Source organism: Treponema primitia ZAS-1 (assembly GCF_000297095.1).
GTDB lineage: Bacteria > Spirochaetota > Spirochaetia > Treponematales > Breznakiellaceae > Termitinema > Termitinema primitia_A.
Genome location: NZ_AEEA01000029.1, coordinates 60,039 through 80,609 on the forward strand (window position 1 = coordinate 60,039; position 20,571 = coordinate 80,609).

19 protein-coding genes and 2 tRNA genes are annotated in these 20,571 nt (G+C 52.9%); 14 read left to right on the forward strand and 7 right to left on the reverse strand.

Annotated elements, in window-relative coordinates; genetic code table 11:
• The first annotated feature begins 2 nt into the window (after positions 1-2).
• A complete protein-coding gene (locus TPRIMZ1_RS0104215; protein ID WP_010255543.1) occupies positions 3-2,300 on the forward strand; it encodes an AAA family ATPase in 2,298 nt (765 codons plus the stop codon).
• A gap of 3 nt (positions 2,301-2,303) precedes the next feature.
• On the opposite strand, the gene TPRIMZ1_RS0104220 is transcribed toward TPRIMZ1_RS0104215, so the two are convergent.
• Entirely contained in the window at positions 2,304-4,508 is a 2,205-nt protein-coding gene (locus TPRIMZ1_RS0104220; RefSeq protein WP_010255546.1) for a response regulator, read from the reverse strand.
• Positions 4,509-4,517: 9 nt separating this feature from the next.
• Positions 4,518-5,678 carry an FIST N-terminal domain-containing protein gene (locus TPRIMZ1_RS0104225; protein ID WP_010255548.1) on the reverse strand — a complete coding sequence of 387 codons (1,161 nt, stop codon included), beginning with the start codon at positions 5,676-5,678 and terminating at the stop codon, positions 4,518-4,520.
• Between the two features lie 201 nt (positions 5,679-5,879).
• Here TPRIMZ1_RS0104225 and TPRIMZ1_RS0104230 point away from each other — a divergent pair, with 201 nt between their 5' ends.
• From TPRIMZ1_RS0104230 to TPRIMZ1_RS0104275, 10 genes are all read left to right on the forward strand, one after another.
• Positions 5,880-6,740 carry a flagellin gene (locus TPRIMZ1_RS0104230; RefSeq protein WP_010255551.1) on the forward strand — a complete coding sequence of 287 codons (861 nt, stop codon included), beginning with the start codon at positions 5,880-5,882 and terminating at the stop codon, positions 6,738-6,740.
• Positions 6,741-7,028: 288 nt separating this feature from the next.
• Positions 7,029-7,883, forward strand: coding sequence for a flagellin (locus TPRIMZ1_RS0104235; protein ID WP_010255552.1), 855 nt, complete (start codon positions 7,029-7,031; stop codon positions 7,881-7,883).
• A 199-nt stretch (positions 7,884-8,082) separates the two neighbouring features.
• Complete coding sequence (locus tag TPRIMZ1_RS0104240) at positions 8,083-8,454, forward strand: flagellar protein FlaG (RefSeq protein WP_010255554.1); 372 nt, start codon at positions 8,083-8,085, stop codon at positions 8,452-8,454.
• Between the two features lie 21 nt (positions 8,455-8,475).
• Positions 8,476-10,515, forward strand: a complete 2,040-nt coding sequence (gene fliD, locus TPRIMZ1_RS0104245; RefSeq protein WP_010255556.1) for a flagellar filament capping protein FliD — start codon at positions 8,476-8,478, stop codon at positions 10,513-10,515.
• Positions 10,516-10,518: 3 nt separating this feature from the next.
• Positions 10,519-11,352, forward strand: coding sequence for a hypothetical protein (locus TPRIMZ1_RS0104250; RefSeq protein WP_010255557.1), 834 nt, complete (start codon positions 10,519-10,521; stop codon positions 11,350-11,352).
• A gap of 12 nt (positions 11,353-11,364) precedes the next feature.
• Entirely contained in the window at positions 11,365-12,471 is a 1,107-nt protein-coding gene (locus tag TPRIMZ1_RS0104255) for a flagellar brake protein (protein WP_010255558.1), read from the forward strand.
• A 36-nt stretch (positions 12,472-12,507) separates the two neighbouring features.
• On the forward strand, positions 12,508-12,771 hold the full coding sequence (locus TPRIMZ1_RS0104260; protein WP_010255559.1) for a hypothetical protein: 264 nt from the start codon (positions 12,508-12,510) through the stop codon (positions 12,769-12,771).
• Positions 12,764-13,195, forward strand: coding sequence for a tRNA (adenosine(37)-N6)-threonylcarbamoyltransferase complex ATPase subunit type 1 TsaE (gene tsaE, locus TPRIMZ1_RS0104265; protein WP_026043515.1), 432 nt, complete (start codon positions 12,764-12,766; stop codon positions 13,193-13,195). Before TPRIMZ1_RS0104260 ends, tsaE begins: the two co-directional genes overlap by 8 nt.
• A 1-nt stretch (position 13,196) precedes the next feature.
• Positions 13,197-13,895 (forward strand): tRNA (adenosine(37)-N6)-threonylcarbamoyltransferase complex dimerization subunit type 1 TsaB, encoded by a 699-nt coding sequence (gene tsaB, locus TPRIMZ1_RS0104270; protein WP_010255563.1) that lies wholly within the window; start codon positions 13,197-13,199, stop codon positions 13,893-13,895.
• Between the two features lie 16 nt (positions 13,896-13,911).
• The gene (locus TPRIMZ1_RS0104275; RefSeq protein ID WP_010255567.1) at positions 13,912-14,970 is read left to right on the forward strand and encodes an HD-GYP domain-containing protein; all 1,059 of its coding nucleotides are present in this window, start codon (positions 13,912-13,914) and stop codon (positions 14,968-14,970) included.
• Positions 14,971-14,979: 9 nt separating this feature from the next.
• Here TPRIMZ1_RS0104275 and csrA read toward each other — a convergent pair whose 3' ends face one another.
• From csrA to flgN, 5 genes are read right to left on the reverse strand one after another with little or no spacing between them, the layout of a single operon-like run.
• Positions 14,980-15,219: a carbon storage regulator CsrA gene (csrA, locus tag TPRIMZ1_RS0104280; protein WP_010255571.1), complete on the reverse strand. Its 240-nt coding sequence runs from the start codon at positions 15,217-15,219 to the stop codon at positions 14,980-14,982.
• A complete protein-coding gene (gene fliW, locus TPRIMZ1_RS0104285; RefSeq protein ID WP_010255574.1) occupies positions 15,213-15,662 on the reverse strand; it encodes a flagellar assembly protein FliW in 450 nt (149 codons plus the stop codon). The genes csrA and fliW overlap by 7 nt, the downstream gene beginning before the upstream one ends.
• Positions 15,663-15,679: 17 nt before the next feature.
• On the reverse strand, positions 15,680-16,927 hold the full coding sequence (locus tag TPRIMZ1_RS0104290; protein ID WP_026043516.1) for a flagellar hook-associated protein 3: 1,248 nt from the start codon (positions 16,925-16,927) through the stop codon (positions 15,680-15,682).
• Positions 16,928-16,933: 6 nt separating this feature from the next.
• A complete protein-coding gene (gene flgK, locus TPRIMZ1_RS0104295) occupies positions 16,934-18,811 on the reverse strand; it encodes a flagellar hook-associated protein FlgK (RefSeq protein WP_010255579.1) in 1,878 nt (625 codons plus the stop codon).
• Positions 18,812-18,823: 12 nt separating this feature from the next.
• The gene (gene flgN / locus TPRIMZ1_RS0104300) at positions 18,824-19,324 is read right to left on the reverse strand and encodes a flagellar export chaperone FlgN (protein ID WP_010255581.1); all 501 of its coding nucleotides are present in this window, start codon (positions 19,322-19,324) and stop codon (positions 18,824-18,826) included.
• 127 nt (positions 19,325-19,451) lie between these two features.
• On the opposite strand from flgN, the gene TPRIMZ1_RS0104305 reads away from it, so the two are divergent.
• The 3 genes from TPRIMZ1_RS0104305 (at position 19,452) to TPRIMZ1_RS0104315 (ending at position 20,558) form a co-directional block, all read left to right on the forward strand.
• Positions 19,452-19,523 (forward strand) — tRNA-His (locus TPRIMZ1_RS0104305).
• Positions 19,524-19,528: 5 nt separating this feature from the next.
• A tRNA-Arg gene (locus tag TPRIMZ1_RS0104310) sits at positions 19,529-19,602 on the forward strand.
• A 233-nt stretch (positions 19,603-19,835) separates the two neighbouring features.
• Positions 19,836-20,558 (forward strand): DUF5058 family protein, encoded by a 723-nt coding sequence (locus TPRIMZ1_RS0104315; protein WP_010255583.1) that lies wholly within the window; start codon positions 19,836-19,838, stop codon positions 20,556-20,558.
• Positions 20,559-20,571: the final 13 nt, after the last annotated feature.

Sequence of the window (20,571 nt, forward strand, 5' to 3'; positions counted from 1 at the left end):
CGGTGGATGATCTCTTTACCGTCCAGGGGGCGGGAACTTCCGAGGGACGGGATCAAGGCCCCTTGGCGGATCGTATGCGTCCCCGGACCCTGGATGATGTGGTTGGTCAGGATCATATCGTCGGTCCCGGCAGACTGCTCCGTCGGGCAATCCAGGCGGATCGCCTTTCCTCGGTAATTTTCTACGGGCCCCCGGGTACGGGAAAAACCAGCCTGGCCCGGGTAATCGCCAATACTACCAGAAGTACCTTTGAGAGCCTCAACGCTGTGCTTGCGGGGATAAAGGATATACGGGAAGCCATAGATCGTTCCGATGAACGGCGGCGGCTCTACGGCAAACGGACCATCCTCTTTGTGGACGAAGTGCACCGCTGGAACAAGGCCCAGCAGGATGCCCTGCTCCCCTGGGTGGAAAACGGTACGGTGATCCTGGTGGGGGCCACCACGGAAAACCCCTTCTTCGAGGTGAACCGGGCCCTGGTCAGCCGGAGCCGCATCTTCCAGTTAAAGCCCCTGACTACGGTAAATCTCCGGGAAGCCGCGGACCGGACCCTGGCGGACAGGGAACGGGGTTACGGCAAGTGGCGGGTGAGCTTTGAGGAGGGCGCCCTGGAGCATCTGGTAGAGGTAGCCGGTGGGGATGCCCGGAGTCTCCTCAATGCCCTGGAACTGGCGATTGAAACCTCCGTACCCTGGCCCCCTATGGAGGGTACCGAAATCCATGTTGGGTTTGAGGCCGCCGAGGAAAGCATACAGCGCCGGGCGGTCCTCTACGACCGGGATGGGGACTACCATTTCGACACCATCAGCGCCTTTATAAAAAGTGTCCGCGGCAGCGACCCCGACGCCGCCTTGTACTGGCTGGCCAAGATGGTCCGCGCCGGCGAGGATCCTTCGTTTATTTTCCGCCGCATGATCATCCTTGCCAGTGAAGATGTAGGCCTTGCGGACCCCGCTGCCATAAACGTGGTTATCTCCTGCGCCCAGGCCTTTGACCGCATCGGTTTCCCGGAGGGTAATTTTCCCCTGGCCCACGCCTGCCTGTATCTGGCTACGGCTCCTAAGTCTAACACCACCCTGGCCTTCTTCGATGCTCTGGCAGAGGTAGATAGGGAGGACGCCGAGGTTCCCAGCCATCTCCGGGACGCAAGCCGGGACAAGGAGGGCTTTGGTCACGGGGAGGGCTATATTTATCCCCACGCATACCGGGACCATTGGGCTGCCCAGCAATATCTTCCCACGGCGCTCCGGGGCAAAACCTTCTACAATCCCTCACGGATTGGGTATGAGGAAAAGATCCGGGAGGAGGTGTTACAAAAGCGAGAACTCCAGGCGGCGGTTATCATGGGCGATGCCCACGGCGATACCGCCGATGGAGAATTCCTCTCCTGGTCCGCTTCTTCAAAAGGCCGGGAAGGCTGGTTCAAGCGGCTGGAATCCGGCCGAAGCGCCCTCCTCCTATCGGACCGGGATACCATTCTGGAGCAGTGTTCCATAGCCCGGCACCACCGGGTTCTCATCCCCGCCGCCAATGACGGACTCCTCCTTTGGGAATGCCTCCGCCGCGTCCCCGAGGGACTGTCCGCTGCCCTGGTGGACAGCGATACTGCCCGGGAAGCCCTGCTTCGCTATGCCTCGGGGATCGATGAGCCTGAACAGCCCATAATTGCCGTACAAAAGAGCGGGAGCCCGCTCCTGCCTACTCCGGAAGACGCGGACGCCTGGTTTGACTGCCATAGCTTTGACCATATCCTTGCCCGGGAGCCCTGGCGGCGGGGATTTGGCGCCATTACTCCCCAGGCGGCATTTACCGCCTTTGCAGAAGCCGCCCGCAGCCTGCTGGCGGATGGCGGGGATCTGGTACTGCTCCAGTCCCCACCGAAGCTTGGGGAGCGTATATCCCGGATCATTGCCGGAGAAGCCTCTATAGCTGAAACCGGCCGTATTCAGGAAGCCCCGATCCACGCCCTCGTTAAGGCCGAAGAAGCTTTCTTCGCCGAGACCGAAGGGGCCGGCCGCTGGATCTGGGATGGGGAAACCATGGAACACAGTTTTACTGCGGCTGGTTTCAAAACTACCCTGACCGTATTGGACCAGGCTGAAGAGCGGCTTCTTACCGAAAAGGACATATCCCTCTGGTTTGACCCGGAACGTTCAAGCTGGGGGAGCTTTATCCATAAAGCGCTTGGGGCAAAGGACTTTCAAGCCCTAGCAGCCATGCTCCGGGACCGGGCTAAACAGGGACCAATACGGTGGAAGTGGCGGAGTCTGCTGCTTAAGGGAAGAATTAACCGGACTTAGTAATTATGCGGAGGGAAGTTCTTTGGGAGCATATTCCGGGCCGGTGTATTTTTTCAGGGCGGTCATCACCTGTTCCATATCCAGGGGCTTGCCCACATGGTCGTTCATCCCGGCGGCCATGCATTTTTCCACATCCTCCGCAAAGACATTGGCGGTCATGGCAATGATGGGTATTTCCCTGGCACGGGGTATGTCCAGGGCGCGTATTCGGCGGGTCGCTTCGTAGCCGTCCATTTCGGGCATGTGGACATCCATAAAGATAATATCGTAGTTGTAGGGGTGGGCTTCGAATTCCTTGACCACCTCAACACCGTTTTCGGCGCAGTTTATCGTGAGGCCGTAGGGTTCCAGTATTGCTATTACGATTTCCCGGTTAATTTCCACATCCTCAGCCAGGAGGATACGCTTTCCTTCCAGGTGCAGGTCCTCGGACTGCTCCGTTTCTTCCGCGGCGCCGCCGGTATCCGGGCTGAGGTACTGGTTAAAACAGTCCACCAGGAGGGATGGGAAAAGAGGCTTGGGGATAAAGCCGTTTACCCCCGATGCCTTTGCCTCCTCTTCGATTCTAGCCCACTCTACCGCAGAAATCATAATTACTATTGCCTTGTTTCCCACAGTTTTTCTGATGGTCCTGGTTAATTCGATACCGCTGACACCGGGCATACGCCAGTCCACAAAGAACATATCATAACGCCGGCCCTCTTCGATAAGTTTGGTCGCGGCCTGGCCGTCCTCAACGACATCGCAATGGAAACCGATCTTTCGGGCCATGGACAGGAAATACTCCCGAAGATCCTCGGAATCGTCCACCACCAATACATTGATCTTGTCGATTTCCAGGAGACCCTTCTTTACCGCGCTCTTTTTGGATTCCTTCCCCCGTTCAGCCTGGATATAAAACTTAAAGGTGGCGCCCTTGCCGTATTCCGATTCCACCCAGATCCTGCCGTCCATCATTTCCACGATACGTTTTGAAATAGCCAGCCCCAATCCGGTACCCCCGAACTTTCGGGAGATGCTGCTGTCCGCCTGCACAAAGGAATTGAAAAGCTGGGCCTTCTGTTCCTCCGTAACCCCAATCCCGGTATCACTCACCTCGATCTGAATGGTACAGATCCCGTCTTTCTCGTCTATTTTGTGGATGTCTACGGTGATATTCCCCTTTTCGGGGGTGAATTTTATGGCGTTGGAGAGGAGGTTGGCGATAACCTGGAAGAGCCGCTGCTCGTCGGAGACGATAAATTCCGGAACATCCTCATCGCTGTGGATAAAGAAATTCTGCGACTTCTCCTCAATCTTGAATTCCACCACATTGGTTACCCGGATAAGCATTTTTTCAAAGTCAAATTCGGTATAGGAAAGATCAAACTTGTTCGCTTCGATCTTGGACATATCCAGAATATCGTTGATAACCCCCAGGAGATGGGTAGAGGCATTTTCGATCTTCCCTAAACAGTAATCCTTTTTTTCCAGCTCCTTGGAAGATTTGGCGATATTGGTCATCCCTATGATGGCATTCATGGGGGTGCGGATCTCGTGGGACATATTGGCCAGGAAATCCGACTTGGCGGAACTGGCCCGTTCCGCCGCTTCCTTGGCCTGGGCAAGTTCTTCCACATCGTGGAGCATCAGCATGGCCCCCTCCACGGTGTCCTCCCCGGAAACCATGGGAGTAAAATGGATAACATAGCGCCGGGGTAAGCCATCCGCCTTGATATCCACCCTTTCCTGGAGGGTCAGAGATTTCCGCTCCTCCATGGCGGTACGGAATATTTCAAAGAGCATGGTCCCCCACTCGGGGTTAGCAAACCTATCAAACACATCCCGGTAAGGACGGCCGTTGATATGCCCAAAATTTTCTATCCCCGCTTCCCGTAAAAAGGCGTTGGTACAGTACACAAAGCGGCTTTCCGCATTCAGAATAATGATCATATCCGGACTGTTTTCCAGGAGCAGGTGCATATACTTTTCCTGCTTCACCTGCTCCAGGGTCCGCAGGGATTCTAAGTTAGTGGATGCCAGGGCAAGGCGTTTATTGCGGTCCAGTGTTTCCTGGAGCCTGCGGGCCTGCCGGGAAAGCCGGGTATTGTCCCCCGTAAGGTTCCGAATGTACTCAAGGATCTCCGGTGTTAGGGTTTGACCCACACTAAGGGCCAGAGATTCTACCGTGCGGGATTCAGGACTGTTTTTAATTGCAGAGCTATCCATTATGTTCCTCTAAAAAGTGCAAATAGCAAAGGTAAAATTATGTACGCGGTTTAAAAGCTTGCCATCCTCTGTGGATGATGGGCAAATTTCCCCGCCGGAATAACATATTTGATAGGGGTATTTTCCGCCTAAAACCCCCATTACCTTTTTCATTTCATCATCGCTGTTGGGGCCAAGCATGAAGTTCCTGGTCAGGCAGGGGTACAAAAGGAGACCACTGATAGTTCCGTCCTCCAGGGCTCTTTTCACGGCGGTTTCGGCAGTTTCCAGAACCCCCTTATAGTCTATGGTTCCCAGGGCCACCGTGGCGCCCAGCGGCGCTTCCCCGCCCAAAAGGGCGTAACCTTCCGGGCTTAAGCCGTAGATACCCCGACCGGCCGGCTTGGTACCGTCATTGTAGTTTACCATAATGGGAAACGAAGTGGGAGATTCAATGACCCGTTCCTTGGGAATCCCTATGGTTTCAAGGTAATCCAGGAAGGGCATATCATTCACCTTTCTCAACAGACAGCCTTCGGATTCGGTAATAACGGCGGTTAATTTCTGGATCTTGTCATCCGAGATGGAGTTTACATGGAAGGCGGGCCGGATATTCCCCTTTACCAGGACCAGGGCCAGGGTGTTTTTAGAGGCTGCGCCATTATGGATAACCTGGCTTTCATGGAGATCCGAGGTTGAATCGCAAGAAATCGTGCCGAATACGGGTATACCCCGGCCCAGTTTGTTTATTTCTTCCAAAATCGGGGCGGCTCCCACGGAACTCATCATGGGCGCGTAAGAAAGTATCAGCGCCGGTTCCCCGCCCAGGGAAGCTAAAGCCTGGTTGTAGACCCCCGTAATGGCAGGCCGTATATCCCCCGGGTCCAGTTCCCCGGATATGGCGGCGGAAAAGCTTACATCGTCGCTGGTCAGCACCGAAAGGCTCAAAAGCTCCAGGCCGCACTTGTCCAGGACCGCATTGCCCACGGTGGTACAACCCACTACGTCGAAGGGCAGCTTTTTGCAGACCGCCTCCACCACCCCGGTTTCGATAAATTCATGGTAACAGGCTATGATACCCACGGAATTTTTAAGCAATTTGCCCGATAAATCAAGCTGCGCAAGGATTTCCGCTACCGCCGCGTCAACATCATCAATTTCCGCCGTATTGGCATTCAGCATTTTTATCATTTTTTACCCGCTACTTGTAAAATATTCTACAATTTTTTGAAGTTTACTCCATAAAATTGACATATACAAGCACGGATCAAAAAAAGCTAAAGTTTAGGCCGTTTTCTACCGAAACTGGTAATGGTAAGGAGTATTAAGACTTTTAGATCCTAACCAACCCAAAGCAAGGATGCATTGGGAGACATTATCAAGGAGGATGATATGATCATCAACCATAACCTATCCGCTATGTTTGCGGACAGGTCCCTCAAGGTTACCCAAAATAACCTTACCAAGTCCATGGAGAAGCTTTCTTCCGGACTTCGTGTCAACCGTGCGGGAGACGACGCTTCCGGGCTTGCGGTTTCTGAAAAGTTACGCAGCCAGATCCGGGGGCTCAACCAGGCTTCCGCAAACGCCGCAAACGGCATTTCCTTTATCCAGACCAGCGAAGGATATCTCCAGGAGACCCAGGACATTATCCAGCGTATGCGGGAACTGGCGGTACAGGCTTCCAACGGTGTTTACACCGACGAAGACCGTATGCAGATCCAGGTGGAAGTTTCCCAGCTCATTGACGAAGTCGACCGGATTGCCAGCCATGCCCAGTTCAACGGCATGAACATGCTCACCGGCCGTTTCGCCCACCAGGTGGGGGACAACGTGGTCACCGCCTCTATGTGGTTCCATATCGGCGCCAACATGGATCAGCGGGAGCAGGTGTTTATCGGCACCATGACCTCCTTCGGACTTGGGCTCCGCAATATCGGAAACGGCGAGTTTATGGACATGCAGTCCCCGGAAGAGTCAAATCGGGCTATCGGGACCCTGGACGCTGCCATCAAACTCATCAATAAGCAGCGGGCAGACCTGGGCGCCTACCAGAACAGGTTGGAACACGCCATTGTCGGCCTGGACGTTGGAGCGGAGAACATGCAGGCTTCGGAATCCCGGATCAGGGATACCGATATGGCTAACCAGATGGTGAGCTATATGCGGGATCAGATCCTGTCCCAGTCCGGAACGGCCATGCTGGCCCAGGCGAACCAGCGGACTACCTCGGTCTTGCAACTTCTCCAATAAGACATTACAGTTATAACTGAAAGGGGTGTTCTGTCTTAGGATAGGACGCCCCCAACCCTGTTCTTTGACAAAAAGACCCTCGTTGGCGCGTTTAGCGCATGCGCACGGCGGTACGGATCGTTTATAACGGAGTTTATACACCCTTAAACCGGTGTAACCCGGGATAACCGCTTCGTTCCGTACAAAGAAGTTCCGGGAGGAATGGCGCGAACCTCCTTCCGGAGCGACTTATCGTGCGGTTCGAGTATGGCAAAGGAAAGCCATACTTACCAACGCAAGGAGGGTTATATGATTATTAATCACAACATGAGCGCCATGTTTGCCAATCGCACACTTGGGGTTACGCAGGCCGATGTACAACGGAGCATTGAAAGGCTCAGTTCAGGTCAGCGTATTAACCGGGCGGGCGATGACGCTTCCGGGCTCGCGGTCTCCGAGAAAATGCGGGGCCAGATCCGGGGTTTGAACCAGGCTGAGCGCAATATACAGAACGGTGTGTCCTTTATCCAGGTTACCGAAGGTTACCTTCAGGAAAGCCAGGATATCCTGCACCGTCTGCGGGAGCTGTCCGTACAGTCCGCCAACGGTATCTATACCGATGAGGATCGTATGCAGATTCAGGTTGAGGTTTCCCAGTTGGTCGATGAAATCAACCGTGTAGCGAGCCATGCTCAATACAACGGGATGAACATCCTCACCGGGTCCTTTGCCCAGAATTCATCCGTTAACCGGATTATGCAGCTCCAGGTCGGGGCCAATATGGATCAGAACGAACAGATCTTTATCGGTACCATGACCGCTCAGGCACTTGGTTTACAGAACACCCAGGGCGAGGACGGGAATATTTCCATCGTCTCCCCTGAGGAAGCCAATCAGGCTATCGGCTCAATCGATTCTGCATTGAAGTTAATCTCCAAGCAGCGAGCTGATCTTGGCGCGTATCAGAACCGGTTTGAAATGGCCGCGGAAGGAATCGCTGTTGCAGCGGAAAACCTCCAAGCCTCCGAATCCCGGGTGCGGGATGCGGATATGGCGACCGAAATGGTTGCCTTTACCAAGGATTCGATCCTGTCCCAGGCGGGGAATGCTATGCTGGCCCAGGCCAATGTGCAGACCCAGTCGGTGTTACAGCTTTTGGGCTAGGGCCCACTTGGCTAATATTTCATAACCAGTGAGGCGTTACGAGAGACTTCTGGACGTCGTCTTTTGAAGCGTGCAATTGCTGATTGCTGCAATCCTAAGATTGCTTGGACGGGGAAGTCGCGCCCTTCTCCGCCCTTTTTTGAAAGCCACGATCTTCTCTTAATTTGAAGATTATGTATATTTTTTGGGAGGTACCTATATGGGTACTGTATTAGCCGCTCGGGGTGTAATTCCCCAGCAGGAACTCCCGCAGATTCGTGCGTCTAAGGCCGCTTCGGCAGCCCATGCCGCTGCAATAGAAAGATTTGAATCAACCCTGCCGGGAAATCGGAGTCCAGTGGAACAAGCTTCCGTGGATATAGGAGCTACCGTTGCGGATCTTGAACGGGTCACGCTGGCCTTAAATCGAAGGCTCAAATTCGAAGTAGACCACGAGTCCCATGAGGTAATCGTCAAGGTCATCGACGGCGAAACCGATAAGGTAATTAAGATACTTCCACCGGAAGAATTGCAACGACTGCATAATAACATCAAGGAGACCATCGGTTTCTTATTCGACGAAAAAGTGTAGGGTTACCGAAGCAAGCGGGGTATGTCCGATATTTATGTGCCCGGAGTAAAAAGCCGGTTTAATACCGATAAACTCATTGATGACCTGATGAAGGTTGAGCGTGTTCCCAGGGACCGCGTGGAAAGGCGTGTAGAGACACTCCAAACTGAAAAAACCTATTGGCAGGAGATGGGCCGGCGCATGGGTACCCTGCGGGACAGCGCCAGGCTCCTTTTTTCTTTTCAAAACCCCTTTAACGAACGAATAGTTATTTCCCAGGACGATTCGGTAATTAGCGCCATCGCCACCCGGGAAGCAACGGAGCAGGACCATCGCTTTACGGTAAAGCAGGTCGCCGCAGCGGACCGGTTCATATCCTCCCCCCTTGAGGAAAATTACCGGATACCCAACGGAACATACAATTTTTCCGTGGGGGAAGATCAGATCTCCTTTGCATTTCGCGGGGGCAGCCTCCGGGAATTTACCGAGGCCCTAAACAGGCGGGGAAAGGAAAAAATACAGGCCAGCCTTATCCAGGTTGAACCGGGAACTAGATCCCTGCTGATAGAATCCCTGGTAACCGGGGAAAAGAACCGCCTGGGCTTTTCCGAAGATGCGGAAACCCTGGCCATAGGTATTGGCATGGCGGAGCGGGTAAACGATACCCGGGTCGATTTTGCCCTGAGTGATGCCACGGTGCAGCCGGGGCGTAATTCGGATCCCAAGCTCATATCCCTTGAAAACAATATCCTCAGTGTCAACGCAGGGGGCAGGGCGTTTATAAGCCCCGGCGTGGCTATTCGTTCTTCCCCGGAGCTGGTTGTAAGTTTTGAGGCCTCCACGGTGGTACAGAGGAATGGCGCCGTGATCATACCCCAGCCGCCTACGGGCCCGGAGCTTCCCCCTACGGGGTCGGCGAGTTATGGCGGTATAACCATAGAAAATGACCTTTCATCGGCCCCCCTCCCCCCCTGGACCCCTCCGCCAATCCCGCCCAGGGTTGATGACTTTGGGGTTTTAACCTTTAACTATTCCGATGGAACTACTACCATTTTGCCGCCCATTTCGGATTCCGAAGATTTTAAGTCCTACCAATACCGGCTTCAGGATATAGCCGGGGATAAGACCATCGTTTCCATGGAATTGGTAAATGGTAATACCCACCGGGATGTGTCCATCAAAAATATCCGGATCTACGATCCCCAGGCGACCGGGGGGGGCTTCAAGGCCCATAACCCCGTTTCCCTTGCATCGGATGCGATTATCACCATGGACGGTATCGAGATAAAACGGCCAAGCAATAATATCGACGATCTTATTCCCGGGGTCACCATTACCCCCAGGACTGTCTCCGACAGACCGGTGAGTCTTGGGGTTCAGCCCGACCGGGAAGCGATAAAGGACAGCGTTATCTCCCTGGTGGGGAATTATAACCGCCTTATGGCGGAGGTGAATATTTTAACCCGGAACGACGATCGGATAATCCAGGAACTGAGCTACCTCACCACGGAGGAGCAGGAGAATTACCGAAAGCGGCTTGGTACCTTCTCCGGGGATTCAACCCTGAGCCAGTTTAAAAATACCCTCCAGCGGGCTGCCACAACGCCCTACCCTACTTCGGACGCGCCCTTACTACTTTCCCAGATCGGCGTGGGTACCGATGTGCGGCGTTCCGGCGCTTCCTCGGGTTACGATGCTTCCCGGCTGCGGGGCTACCTTGAGATTGACGAAAAAATTCTGGACTCCGCCCTGGAAACACAGATTCCCCGGATACGGCAGCTCTTCGGTTTTGACAGTGACGGGGATCTGCTGGTGGATTCCGGATTGGCCTATACCATAGACAACCTTGCCAGACCCTACGTGGAGACCGGGGGGATTATCAGCCTTAAAACAAGCTCTATCGATTCCCGGGTGGACCAGGATCAGCGGCGGATGGAAACCCTGGACCGACAGCTTGCCAGCAAGGAATCCTCCCTCAAGATACAGTATGGCCAAATGGAAGGGGCCTTTACCCGTATGGAACGGATGTCCACTTCCTTGGATCAGTTTAGCCAGCAGTCAAACAGCAATAATAGCAGGTAAGAAATGGTAATTACAATTGACGGGAAACCCGCGGATATTGTGCTTGAAAAAGAAAAAAACATTGGGGAACTCCTCGGGGGTATCGGGGATTGGCTTGCCGGATCGGGGTATTCCCTGAGCGGGCTGAGTATAAACGGCGAGCTTATTAACGCCGCTTCCATAAATGATGCATTTGACCGGCCCCTGGAGGGCATAAAAGTCCTGGACATACGGACCACCGGCCTCCCCCTGCTTATGGCAGAAGCTCTGGTGGATATTCAGCAGGATATTAGCGCCTACGGAAACGCCTCCTTTGAGGATCAGCGCCGTATACAGCGGGAATGGGAAGAAAGCCCTTCGGCAAGCTTCCTGGCGGAACGGATCCCCGATTTATTTGACCGCATAAGCCGCAGCTTCCGGGGAGAAGGCCTGGCCGCCGCCGCCCTTGCGGCGCTGGTGGACGAACGGCTCCGGGAACTACGGGACCCCCTGCTGGAACTCAGCAGCCTGGAGAGCCTGGTGGAGGCTACGGCGAAACGGCTTGAGGATCTGCCCCTGGATATTCAAACCGGTAAGGATAGCCGGGCCGCGGAAACGGTACAACTTTTTTCGAATATTGCTGAAAAGCTTTTTAGGCTCTTCTCTTTACTAAAACTGGAAGGTATAATTACCGATACTATAACAATCGATACTATGCCTTTTAACGCATTTATCGACGATTTTAGCGCCGCCTTGAAGGAATTGCTGGCGGCCTACGAAGTAAAAGATGCGGTTTTAGTAGGGGATCTGGCGGAATATGAACTGGCGCCGCGGTTGCGGACCTTTTATTCGGCTATAAAAACCCCAGCCGCCGCATAGGAGGTACCGGATATGGTTATCCGGGGGTTTTTAGGGCTCTATCTTCTTCAAGATGGCATGGTTTATTTTAAATCCTCAGGTGAAGATAATCCCTGGACAGCTCCGATTATAGGGGGGCTCCTTGGGGGGCTTTTCCTTCTTTTACTAATCACCGGCCTTGTCAAAAACCGAAAAGGCGCCGGAGCGCCGCGCCGGTTCAGCGTCTTCGCTATACGGAGAATAGCCAATTCTTACGGGCTGGATAAGTCCCAGAGAAAGATGCTGGAGGATGTTTTTAGAAACGATGCGGTAACGGATCCCCTTTCGGTGATACAGAGTACTCCTCTTCTGGATAAGCATTTTAAGAGAACGTACCAGCGTATTGAAAACAGCGCGGATGATGAAGCGGTGGTTCAGCAGCGGATAGCCCTTCTCTTTTCCACGAGAAATTCTATTGAGGCTACACAAAATACCACTGCCACCGCTACATCAACCCGCCAGATACCGGCGAATATGGCGGCAATGCTTGCGGTGGGCAGAGAAACCTACCAGATTAGGGTAATCAATGCCAAGGGAGATTCGATTTTGGTTGATAGTCCAAAAAACTCTCTAGGCAGCCCGGTAAAATTCCCCAACGGCTCCAGGGTTTCCCTTTCATTCTTTACCAAGTCAAGTAAGGGTTATTCCTTTGATAGCAAAATACTCGGTGTCTCAGAAACCCCCAAGGGTTCGGCTTTAAAGCTCGCCCATGCCGCCAGGGTTAAGCCCCTGGTTCAGCGCAGGTTCCGGCGGAGGCAAACCTCTACCAACTGCAATTTTTCCCTGGTTATGGTAACGGAGACGAAGGTACGCCGGAAGATAGTGAAAAAGATGACCCTGGATAAACACCGTTATTCCGGAACCATTATGGATATTTCCATAGGCGGGTGTTCTGTTAGAAGCTCTGCGAATATACAGCCAGGCTCTAGGGTTAAAATAGAGTTTGCCTATGGCAATTCCCCATCCATGGCTGCCCTGGGACAGATTCTCAGGATTAACCGGGGAGGTATGTACGCAACAATCCATATGAAATTTATTAAAATGCCCCGCAGGACCCAGAATTCTATTAACGCTATGGTATTTGAATACAGTGACGATTGACCGGATTTAATTGAATTAAAACAAAGAGAGGGTGGGATGAAGATTAAACAAATCAGAGATATCGTAAGGAAAGATGTACCCATATATTACCGGCGATTATTCACCGGGATCCTTGAACTTGAACTTGTGGGCAAAAGCGTAGACAGGAACATTGATTTTACCATTGAAACCATGCCCACCGGACTGAATCAGGTTTCTGTTACCATTGCCGAACCGGTTGATTATCCTCTGGTTCCGCTGATGCGGGAATTAAAACAGTTTATAACGGATTTGGACGAAAACGGGGGCCTCCCTGGTTAGGTTTGTTTCTTCTTCTCCGGAAGAAACCATGTCCATAGGGGAAAAGATCGCCCGGGGCCTCAAAAAGGGCAGCATTGTAGCCCTAAGAGGTGGTCTGGGCGCCGGAAAAACCTGCCTTACCAAGGGTATTGCCCGGGGTCTCGGCATTTTAGAAGAAGTAACCAGCCCTACGTATACCATTATCTCCGAATACAGCACGGGCAATAATAGCCCTTCCCTACCCTTCTATCATATTGACGCCTATCGCCTCAAGGGAGATGATGATTTTGAAGCCCTGGGGGGTAATGAGTGTATCTATGGCGAGGGGATTTCCGTTATTGAATGGAGCGAACGTCTCCCCCTGTCAATTCCCCCTTCAGCGATTATTATTGAGATTGCCCTGCTTGACCATGGCCGGCGCAGTATTGACCTGGAGGAACCTTGAGATGAATATACTTGCCCTGGACACATCCGCCGCGGTATTATCAGTTGCCCTTGCCACAGGGACCGATGTTTGGTACTTTGAGGTGGATGGCGGGCTGCGCCATGGGGAACTGCTCATGGATGTGGTGGACCATTTGCTGGGCAGCGCCGGCCTTGAACCCACAGACCTTGAGCTTGCGGCCTGTATGAAGGGCCCCGGTTCCTTTACGGGGCTTCGTATAGCCTTTGCGGCGGCCAAGGGTCTGGCCCTTTCCCTGGGCATACCCATGGTTTCGGCGCCAACCCTGGATTGCATGGCCGCGTCCCAGGCAGCCTGGCCGGGGATAGTCCTCCCGGCAATGGACGCAAAGAAGGGCCGCTTTTTTACCGCCCTGTATAGAGGCGGGCTGCGGGAAGGGGCATACCGGGACGCTTCCCCGGAGGAAATTGCCGAGGCCCTTAGCGCAAGCGCGGTTAGGGACGATCCGGTGATGATTACCGGTCCGGCGGCGGAGATGGTATTGGAAAGACTTAAGCCCCTTTTCGATGGTTCCCTTGACCAGAGCCGGTTTTTTGTTGATCCCCTGGGGAAAAGGGGAAAAGCCCGGGAGCTATTGGACATTGTTAAAAAAATGGATATAGTAGAGGCAACGCAGGAGGTCTTTTCAGGTCCCCTTTATTTACGCAAGAGTGACGCTGAATTAACCTTTAAAGCTAAATAAAATATAGTGGGTTTTTATGTCAGATACCGAAGATTTGGAACCTCTTGAAGTATTGGAAACCTTAAGTGATGATAATCTTCTTAATGATGACTCTGAGGTAACTGCACCGCTTGTATCGTCGGTTGCGTTATTTGAAGAGAGTGTATTCCCCGTATTGATTATTAACCATCAGTTACGAATACTCTACGCCAATCCGGGTTCTAAAAAATTGTTTTCCGCCTTTCAGCATCTCCAGAAAAATAATTTTATCGATGTTTTTGGGAAATCCTTTGACCTTAAGGATATACGGGAGATTCGGAGTATCGTAACCAATGGGGAAAATGGGTATTCCTGGAAGGGGGAAGCCCGGATAAAGTCCCGGAATATGGTAACTGTACAGGCTAAGGTTTACATTTTCCCGGCGGAACTGAATATCACGGATCCCAAAGAATTTGTGGTGATGTTTGATGATGTAACCGAGGAGAACCGCCAACTCCTGCGCAGTGTTTTTAACAGTCTCCTGGAGGCTTCAAAACTGAAGGACAACGATACGGGGAAGCATATCTCCCGGGTAAACCTTTATTCCCGGTGTCTCGCGGAGGAACTGCACCTTAGGCCGGGGTATGAACGGGTGGACGCGGACTTTATCGACAATATCGGGCTTCTGGCATCCATGCACGATGTAGGAAAGATCGGTACCCCCGACGATATCCTTAATAAGGAAGGCCCCCTTTCGGACTGGGAGTGGTCGGTAATGCAGGAGCATACAAAGAACGGCGCTTTTATCCTTTCAACCTATCCAAACCCCATGGCCAAGGAAATTGCCCTGAGCCACCATGAAAAATGGAATGGATCGGGGTATCCCTTCCATTTGGAAGGGAATATGATCCCCCTGGCCGCACGGATTGTGGCGATTGCGGATGTATACGATGCCCTTCGGATGCGGAGAAGTTATAAACCCCCCTTTGATCATCCCACGGCGATCAATATGATGATGAAAGGAAAGGATACCCATTTCGATCCCGCCTTACTGGATACCTTCTATACCGCATCCGATAAGTTTAATGATCTTTTTGAGAAAAATAAGGACAAATAAGAGGGGATTCTATAGGGCGTCCGGATCCCGGGTGGCGCCGAAGTCAAGTTCCGGAAATACCGGTTTTGATTCCGCAGCAGCCTTATTTTCCGCCTTGATGGCGTCAAACACTTCCTGGCGAAACACTTTTACTGTTTTTGGTGCGTCCACCCCAATACGTACCTGATCCCCGCGGATCTCAATAATCGATATGGAAATATCGTCGCCTATCATTACTTTTTCGTTGAGCCTTCTGGATAGTATCAGCATGGCCCCTTCCTCGCGGTGGCTAGCTCGCTCATAATGTCGTGTTTGGTCTTCCACCGGGGATCTGTTAGTACAGCCTGTTTACCGGACCGGGTTTCCCGATTGATGATAAGGGGCCCCTGGAGATTGGCGGTCATGGGACCTCCATCGGACGGTATGGTTACCACAGAAAAAATCAGCGCCTTTTCCGGACCGGATAAACCGATGTCCTGCAGTTCCTCATCGTTGATGTCTAATTCGTAATCCGGCCTGAACAGAAATGGATTAATCAGGATAAACGCTACCTGCTCCACGTCCAGAGCCTGAAGCCAATAGAAGGGCTGCCGTTCCGCATCCAGGAGTATGTACTCCTTAACCGGCTCAAAACCAAGGATCCCCAGGGGGAAGCTTATCCTTTGGCGTTCATCCACTTCAATCAGGCCATATGATTTTGTTGCGACCTTCACAATAACACTCCTCTTACTTAACGTAGAAAATCTAACAGCGTTGGGGGCAGGACCTTGGCGGCGGTCTGCAGGGCTGCCTTGTGGGCAAAGTCCATCATACCCAGATTTGTGGCGGCGGTGGTAAAGTCCAGGCCCGCTTCCCGGGCAAAGGCGGCGGCCACATCGGGTATTTCCTTGTTCAGACGCTGCCAGGTGGCTTCCACCCGTTCCTGCCGGCTGCCTACCTCGGCGAGCCGGCTTTCCATATTGGCCAAGGCAAGATCGATGCCGCTTATACCCTGGCCTCCCACAAATTCCGCGTCCCCCCGGTACAGCCCGTCCCGCAGACGGATAACCATATCAAAGACGGAACCGCCGGAAACCCGGGCTGAGGGATGCCAGTTGGGAGCGCCGGGATCGCCGGAATTCGTGATGAGCCCCAGATCCTGCAGTATCCGTGAATCAAACCGGTCCTCCAGGCGGATCAGGTGCGGGTTTGTGCCCTCAAGGGCAATACCCTTGGTTACCGGATCTATGTAGGCCTTAACCGCCGCAGCAGATTCGTTAATCTTTGCCACGATGGCAGGAAGGCTATCCCCGGGGCCGGCGTTTATTTCCTCACCGTCAATATAAAATGCGCCGGGTTCGGTAACGCGGTAATTGGTTGCGTCAAAGTTGGAGAAGATCTGCATATGCTCGGCCCAAAAAACTTCCCCGCCCCCCATATCCAGCTTGGCATACGCGCCTTCGGTAATCTCGGTCCGCCTGGCAGCCCCGGCGCCCCGGTATTCAACCCGGACTACCATGTTCTCCCCGCCGTTGGGGATGGTACCTTCCACGATGCGGAAGGGCTCGGTAAAGGCCTTGTCCCCCGCAAAGATCTGGTTGCCGTCATTGCCCTTGGCGTTGGCGATGGAAACCAGTTCCTTCATAAGCTCGTTTATTTCCTGGCCCATGTACCGGAGATCCTCCGGCGCATAGCTGCCGTTGGAACCCTGTACCGAAAGCTCCCGAATCCGCTGCAGTACGTCGACGGCCTGCTTCATATAATCATCGGTGATCCGGTAGTGACCCTGGGCGTAGAGGGTGTTTTTCTCAAAGCGCTCTAACCGGGTTAGGTAGGAATCGTAACGAACCGCATGGGCAGCAGCCAGGGGATCATCCCGGAGCTCATTGATCCTGGTTTGGTTGGCGATCTTTGTCTGCATATCATTAAGGCCCTGTTCCTGACGGCGCAGATAGTACTGCACGTCGGTGTTTGGCATATCAGTGGAAACACGTCTCATGGTTTATTATACCCCCATCCTGTTAATAATAGTGTCCAGCAGGGTGTTCACCGTGGTGATGAACCGCGCTGCGGCGGCATATCCGTGTTGGTACTTGATCATCGCGGCAAGTTCCTCGTCCATATTGACCCCGGAAATTGACTCCCGCATATCACGGAGATTTTTCATAATAAGGTTCTGGGTTTCCAATGCGCGGTTACTCTGCTCCCCCAAAAGGCCAATTCTGCCTACGGAATCGGCGAAGTAATCATCAAAGGTGTTCTGGTTTCCCACCATCACCGGAGTATTCCTGATGGCGGCGATTGCCAGGGCGGCCTCTCCGTTTCCGGGATTGGCGGACCGGCCATTGGCGCCGAACCCTGAGGCTACAGAATTCGGATCCCGGAGCAGCGCGGGGTTCAAATCGATCCACCCGGAAGGATGGGCCACCGGCGCTACGGAGTATTTCTGCACGCCCCCGGAAAGGGCGGTCATGGCGTCCGCCCGGCCCCAGTCATAGGCGCCTTCGGGCCCCCGGTCATTTATGAGCCCGGCATAACCGGTGAGGAAATACCCGGAATCCTCGATGTGGCGGATAACGAAGTCGGGATTGTCCCAGCCCTCTGCGGTACTTCCCTTGAGAGAAAGAAATCCCTCCCGGTTGAGCCGGGCCACAACTTCCGCACCGGCGTTGTTTATCCGGGCAATTACTTCAGTAACCGTGTCCGTGGGGTAGTAGGGAATCTGCACATCCCCATCGGCGCCGCTCAGGGTAATCTGCCCTTCAAAGCCCAACTGGGCCTGGCCTTCCAGACGATTGATACCGTTTATCCGGAAGATGTAGGTGGAATCAAAGGTCCCATCCCCATCCCGGTCGTAGTTTCCGTTAAGGTTGGTAACAAAGGGATATTCCTGGAAGAAATCCAGCCCCGTATTTCCGTTAAGGCCATAGGCGTCACGGTGTACTTCGTTAACCAGATCCACAAAGTTCATGGTCATATTATCCAGGTTCTGTATTTCGCCTTGGATGGTAGTATCCCTAAGATCCAGTAACGCTGCGAGGCTTCCGCCGGCAAAGTGCGCTTCGTCTCCGGTGTCCTTCCAGGCAATGCGGGAGTAGCCTTCGGTTTCAATCCCCTGCTGCAGATCAAACTGGCGGCCTATTTTTCCCTGCACTAGGATATACCCGGCGGTGTGGACCATAAACTCGTCGGGGTCTCTGCTGTCCACGGTAACGTCAATTATGGAAGAGAGCTTATCAACCAGAAGGTCCCGGCGATCCAGCAGATCGTTGGGGTTATCACCCTGGGCCCGGATTTTCTGAATATCCCGGTTAAGACCGGCTATCTGTTTTGACAGATCGTTCACCCGTCCCACGGTAAGCTGTATATCCTGGTCTACCATATCCTGGAGACCCTTAAGCCCCTTGTACCGTTCGTGGATGGCGTCAACCAGGGTTCTTCCCCGCTCAACCACCGCTTGGCGGGGGGCAGTATCCGAGGGGTACTGTGAAAGTTCCTGCCAGGAATCCCAGAAGGCATCCATGCCGCTCCGCATGGAATTATCGCCTACCTCAAGGTAGAGCTGTTCCATCATACGCACATAGGGGTCGCGGGTACTCCAGTACCCCTCTCCGGAAGCCTGGGCAATGATACGCTGGTCCAGCAGCTGGTCCCGGATCCGCTCGATCCGCTCGACCACCGTTCCCTGGCCAATCTGGCCGGGGGTCTCCTCCCGGTTCAGTCCCGGGAGGTAAATGGGCTCAAAGGCGGACATTTCTACCCGCTGCCGGGAATATCCTTCGGTGGAGGCATTGGAAAGGTTATGCCCCGTGGTATTCAGCGCCTGCTGATGGGCAATAACCCCCCGCTTTCCTATTTCAATACCCGCAAAGGTAGATGTCATGGCAACGCCTCCTTAAAGACTCTGGTTCAGTACCATACTCCGCATATCCGGTGAAATCTGGGTTCCCTGCCGGGTATATATCTTTCCCCTGCGGTCCGGAAAAACTTCTTCCAGGAATCCGCTTACAACAGCCTGGGTTTCGTTGAGGTAATCCGTAAGGGAATCGTTGGTAAACCGTACTTCCAGGGTCTTCATCTTGATACGCCGGTATAATTCGGACAATTCCCGCCGTTCCGCTTCCGGAAGCCGGGCGGCGAAGCTATAAAACCCCACCCCTTCGTTGTTAAAACCGAGCTGTTTGGCATAATTGGTAAAAATTGCTATCCGTTCAAGGTCCAGCGCCTCAAATTCATCGCCAATGGCCGCCAGGGAGCCCAAATGCGCCTCAAAATCGGTCCATTGCCGGTTGGTAACCGCATTTTTTACCTGATCCTGGAGGGCACGTATCTGCTCCAGCAGCTCAATCTCTTGCTTTAATATGAGCGCACATTCAGAATACTGATCGACCGTCATACAATACCTCTAATTGAATATCGGCTTTTCAAAGGGGCCGGTTAAGGAGATTTTTTTCATTGGCGGGTATGTTTCTGCGGTATTGACAAAACCCGTCGATTTAAGCAAATATTGGAGGGCTATCATGGTGGATGTAGCTCAGGGGTAGAGTTCCAGATTGTGGATCTGGCCGTCGCGGGTTCGAACCCCGTCATCCACCCAAATGCGTTTGTAGCTCACGTGGATAGAGCGACGGACTTCGAATCCGTAGGTAGCACGTTCGAGTCGTGTCAGACGCAATCGTAATTACTTACAGAACAATGAATTAAGAAACATTGGCTTTGTCATTATGAATTGCTATAAAGGGGAAACAGGGTCTCGTACCATTCCCTCAAACCTTATGTACGCAAGTAACTACACGCCCCTCGTTCCGCAGATTTTCCAGTTCCTCCCCGGGGAGGTCTGTAACAGAGATAATGGCGCCGGGATAACGCGGAATCCGGCATCATAATATTTTTCAAGGAGGCTTAGTATGGACAGGTATTTAGATGTGGCGAATTCACCGGTTATGTTTCTTATTGTACTCATACCGGTTGTTTTTGTACTGGCCCAGGCTCTTGTTTATATCCGTTTGGGTGCAAAACGGATACAGGAACTTGGTATGGAGAAAGGTACTGTGCGCAAGGTTATTGTCAATAGCGCTATCTTTTCTGTTGTTCCGTCCCTGCCTATTGTCATAACCCTTGCCGCATTGATACTGGTGCTGGGGAAATATGTGCCCTGGCTCAGGCTTTCGGTTATCGGTTCGGCAATGTATGAAAGTATGTGTGCGGATATGACTATCAAAGCCTACGGTTATACCGGCCTTGGTGACACCAGTATCAGTACCACGGTGTTTGCCAGTGTTGTATGGGTCATGTGCGGCGCCGCCATTGTATGGCCTCTGACCAATGTTATCGGTCTGCGCTTTTATGACAAACGTATAAAGAGCCTTCAAAAGACCAGCGAATTTATTCGCCCTGCCACCACGGCGATGTTTATCGGCCTTATGGCGGTTATTGCGGTGCCCCGTTTCTTTAATTACAGAAGCCCAGCCGGTCGGCTCGGTATCATCGTATGTATTGCTTCAGGTATAGCTGTATTGCTTATTGAATACATCGCAAAAAAACTGAAGGTCAAAGCACTGTCCGACTTTGCCTTTCCCCTTGCAATGGTACTGGGCATGGTCGCGGCTGTAATAGCCGGTAACGCATAAACAAGGAGTATGA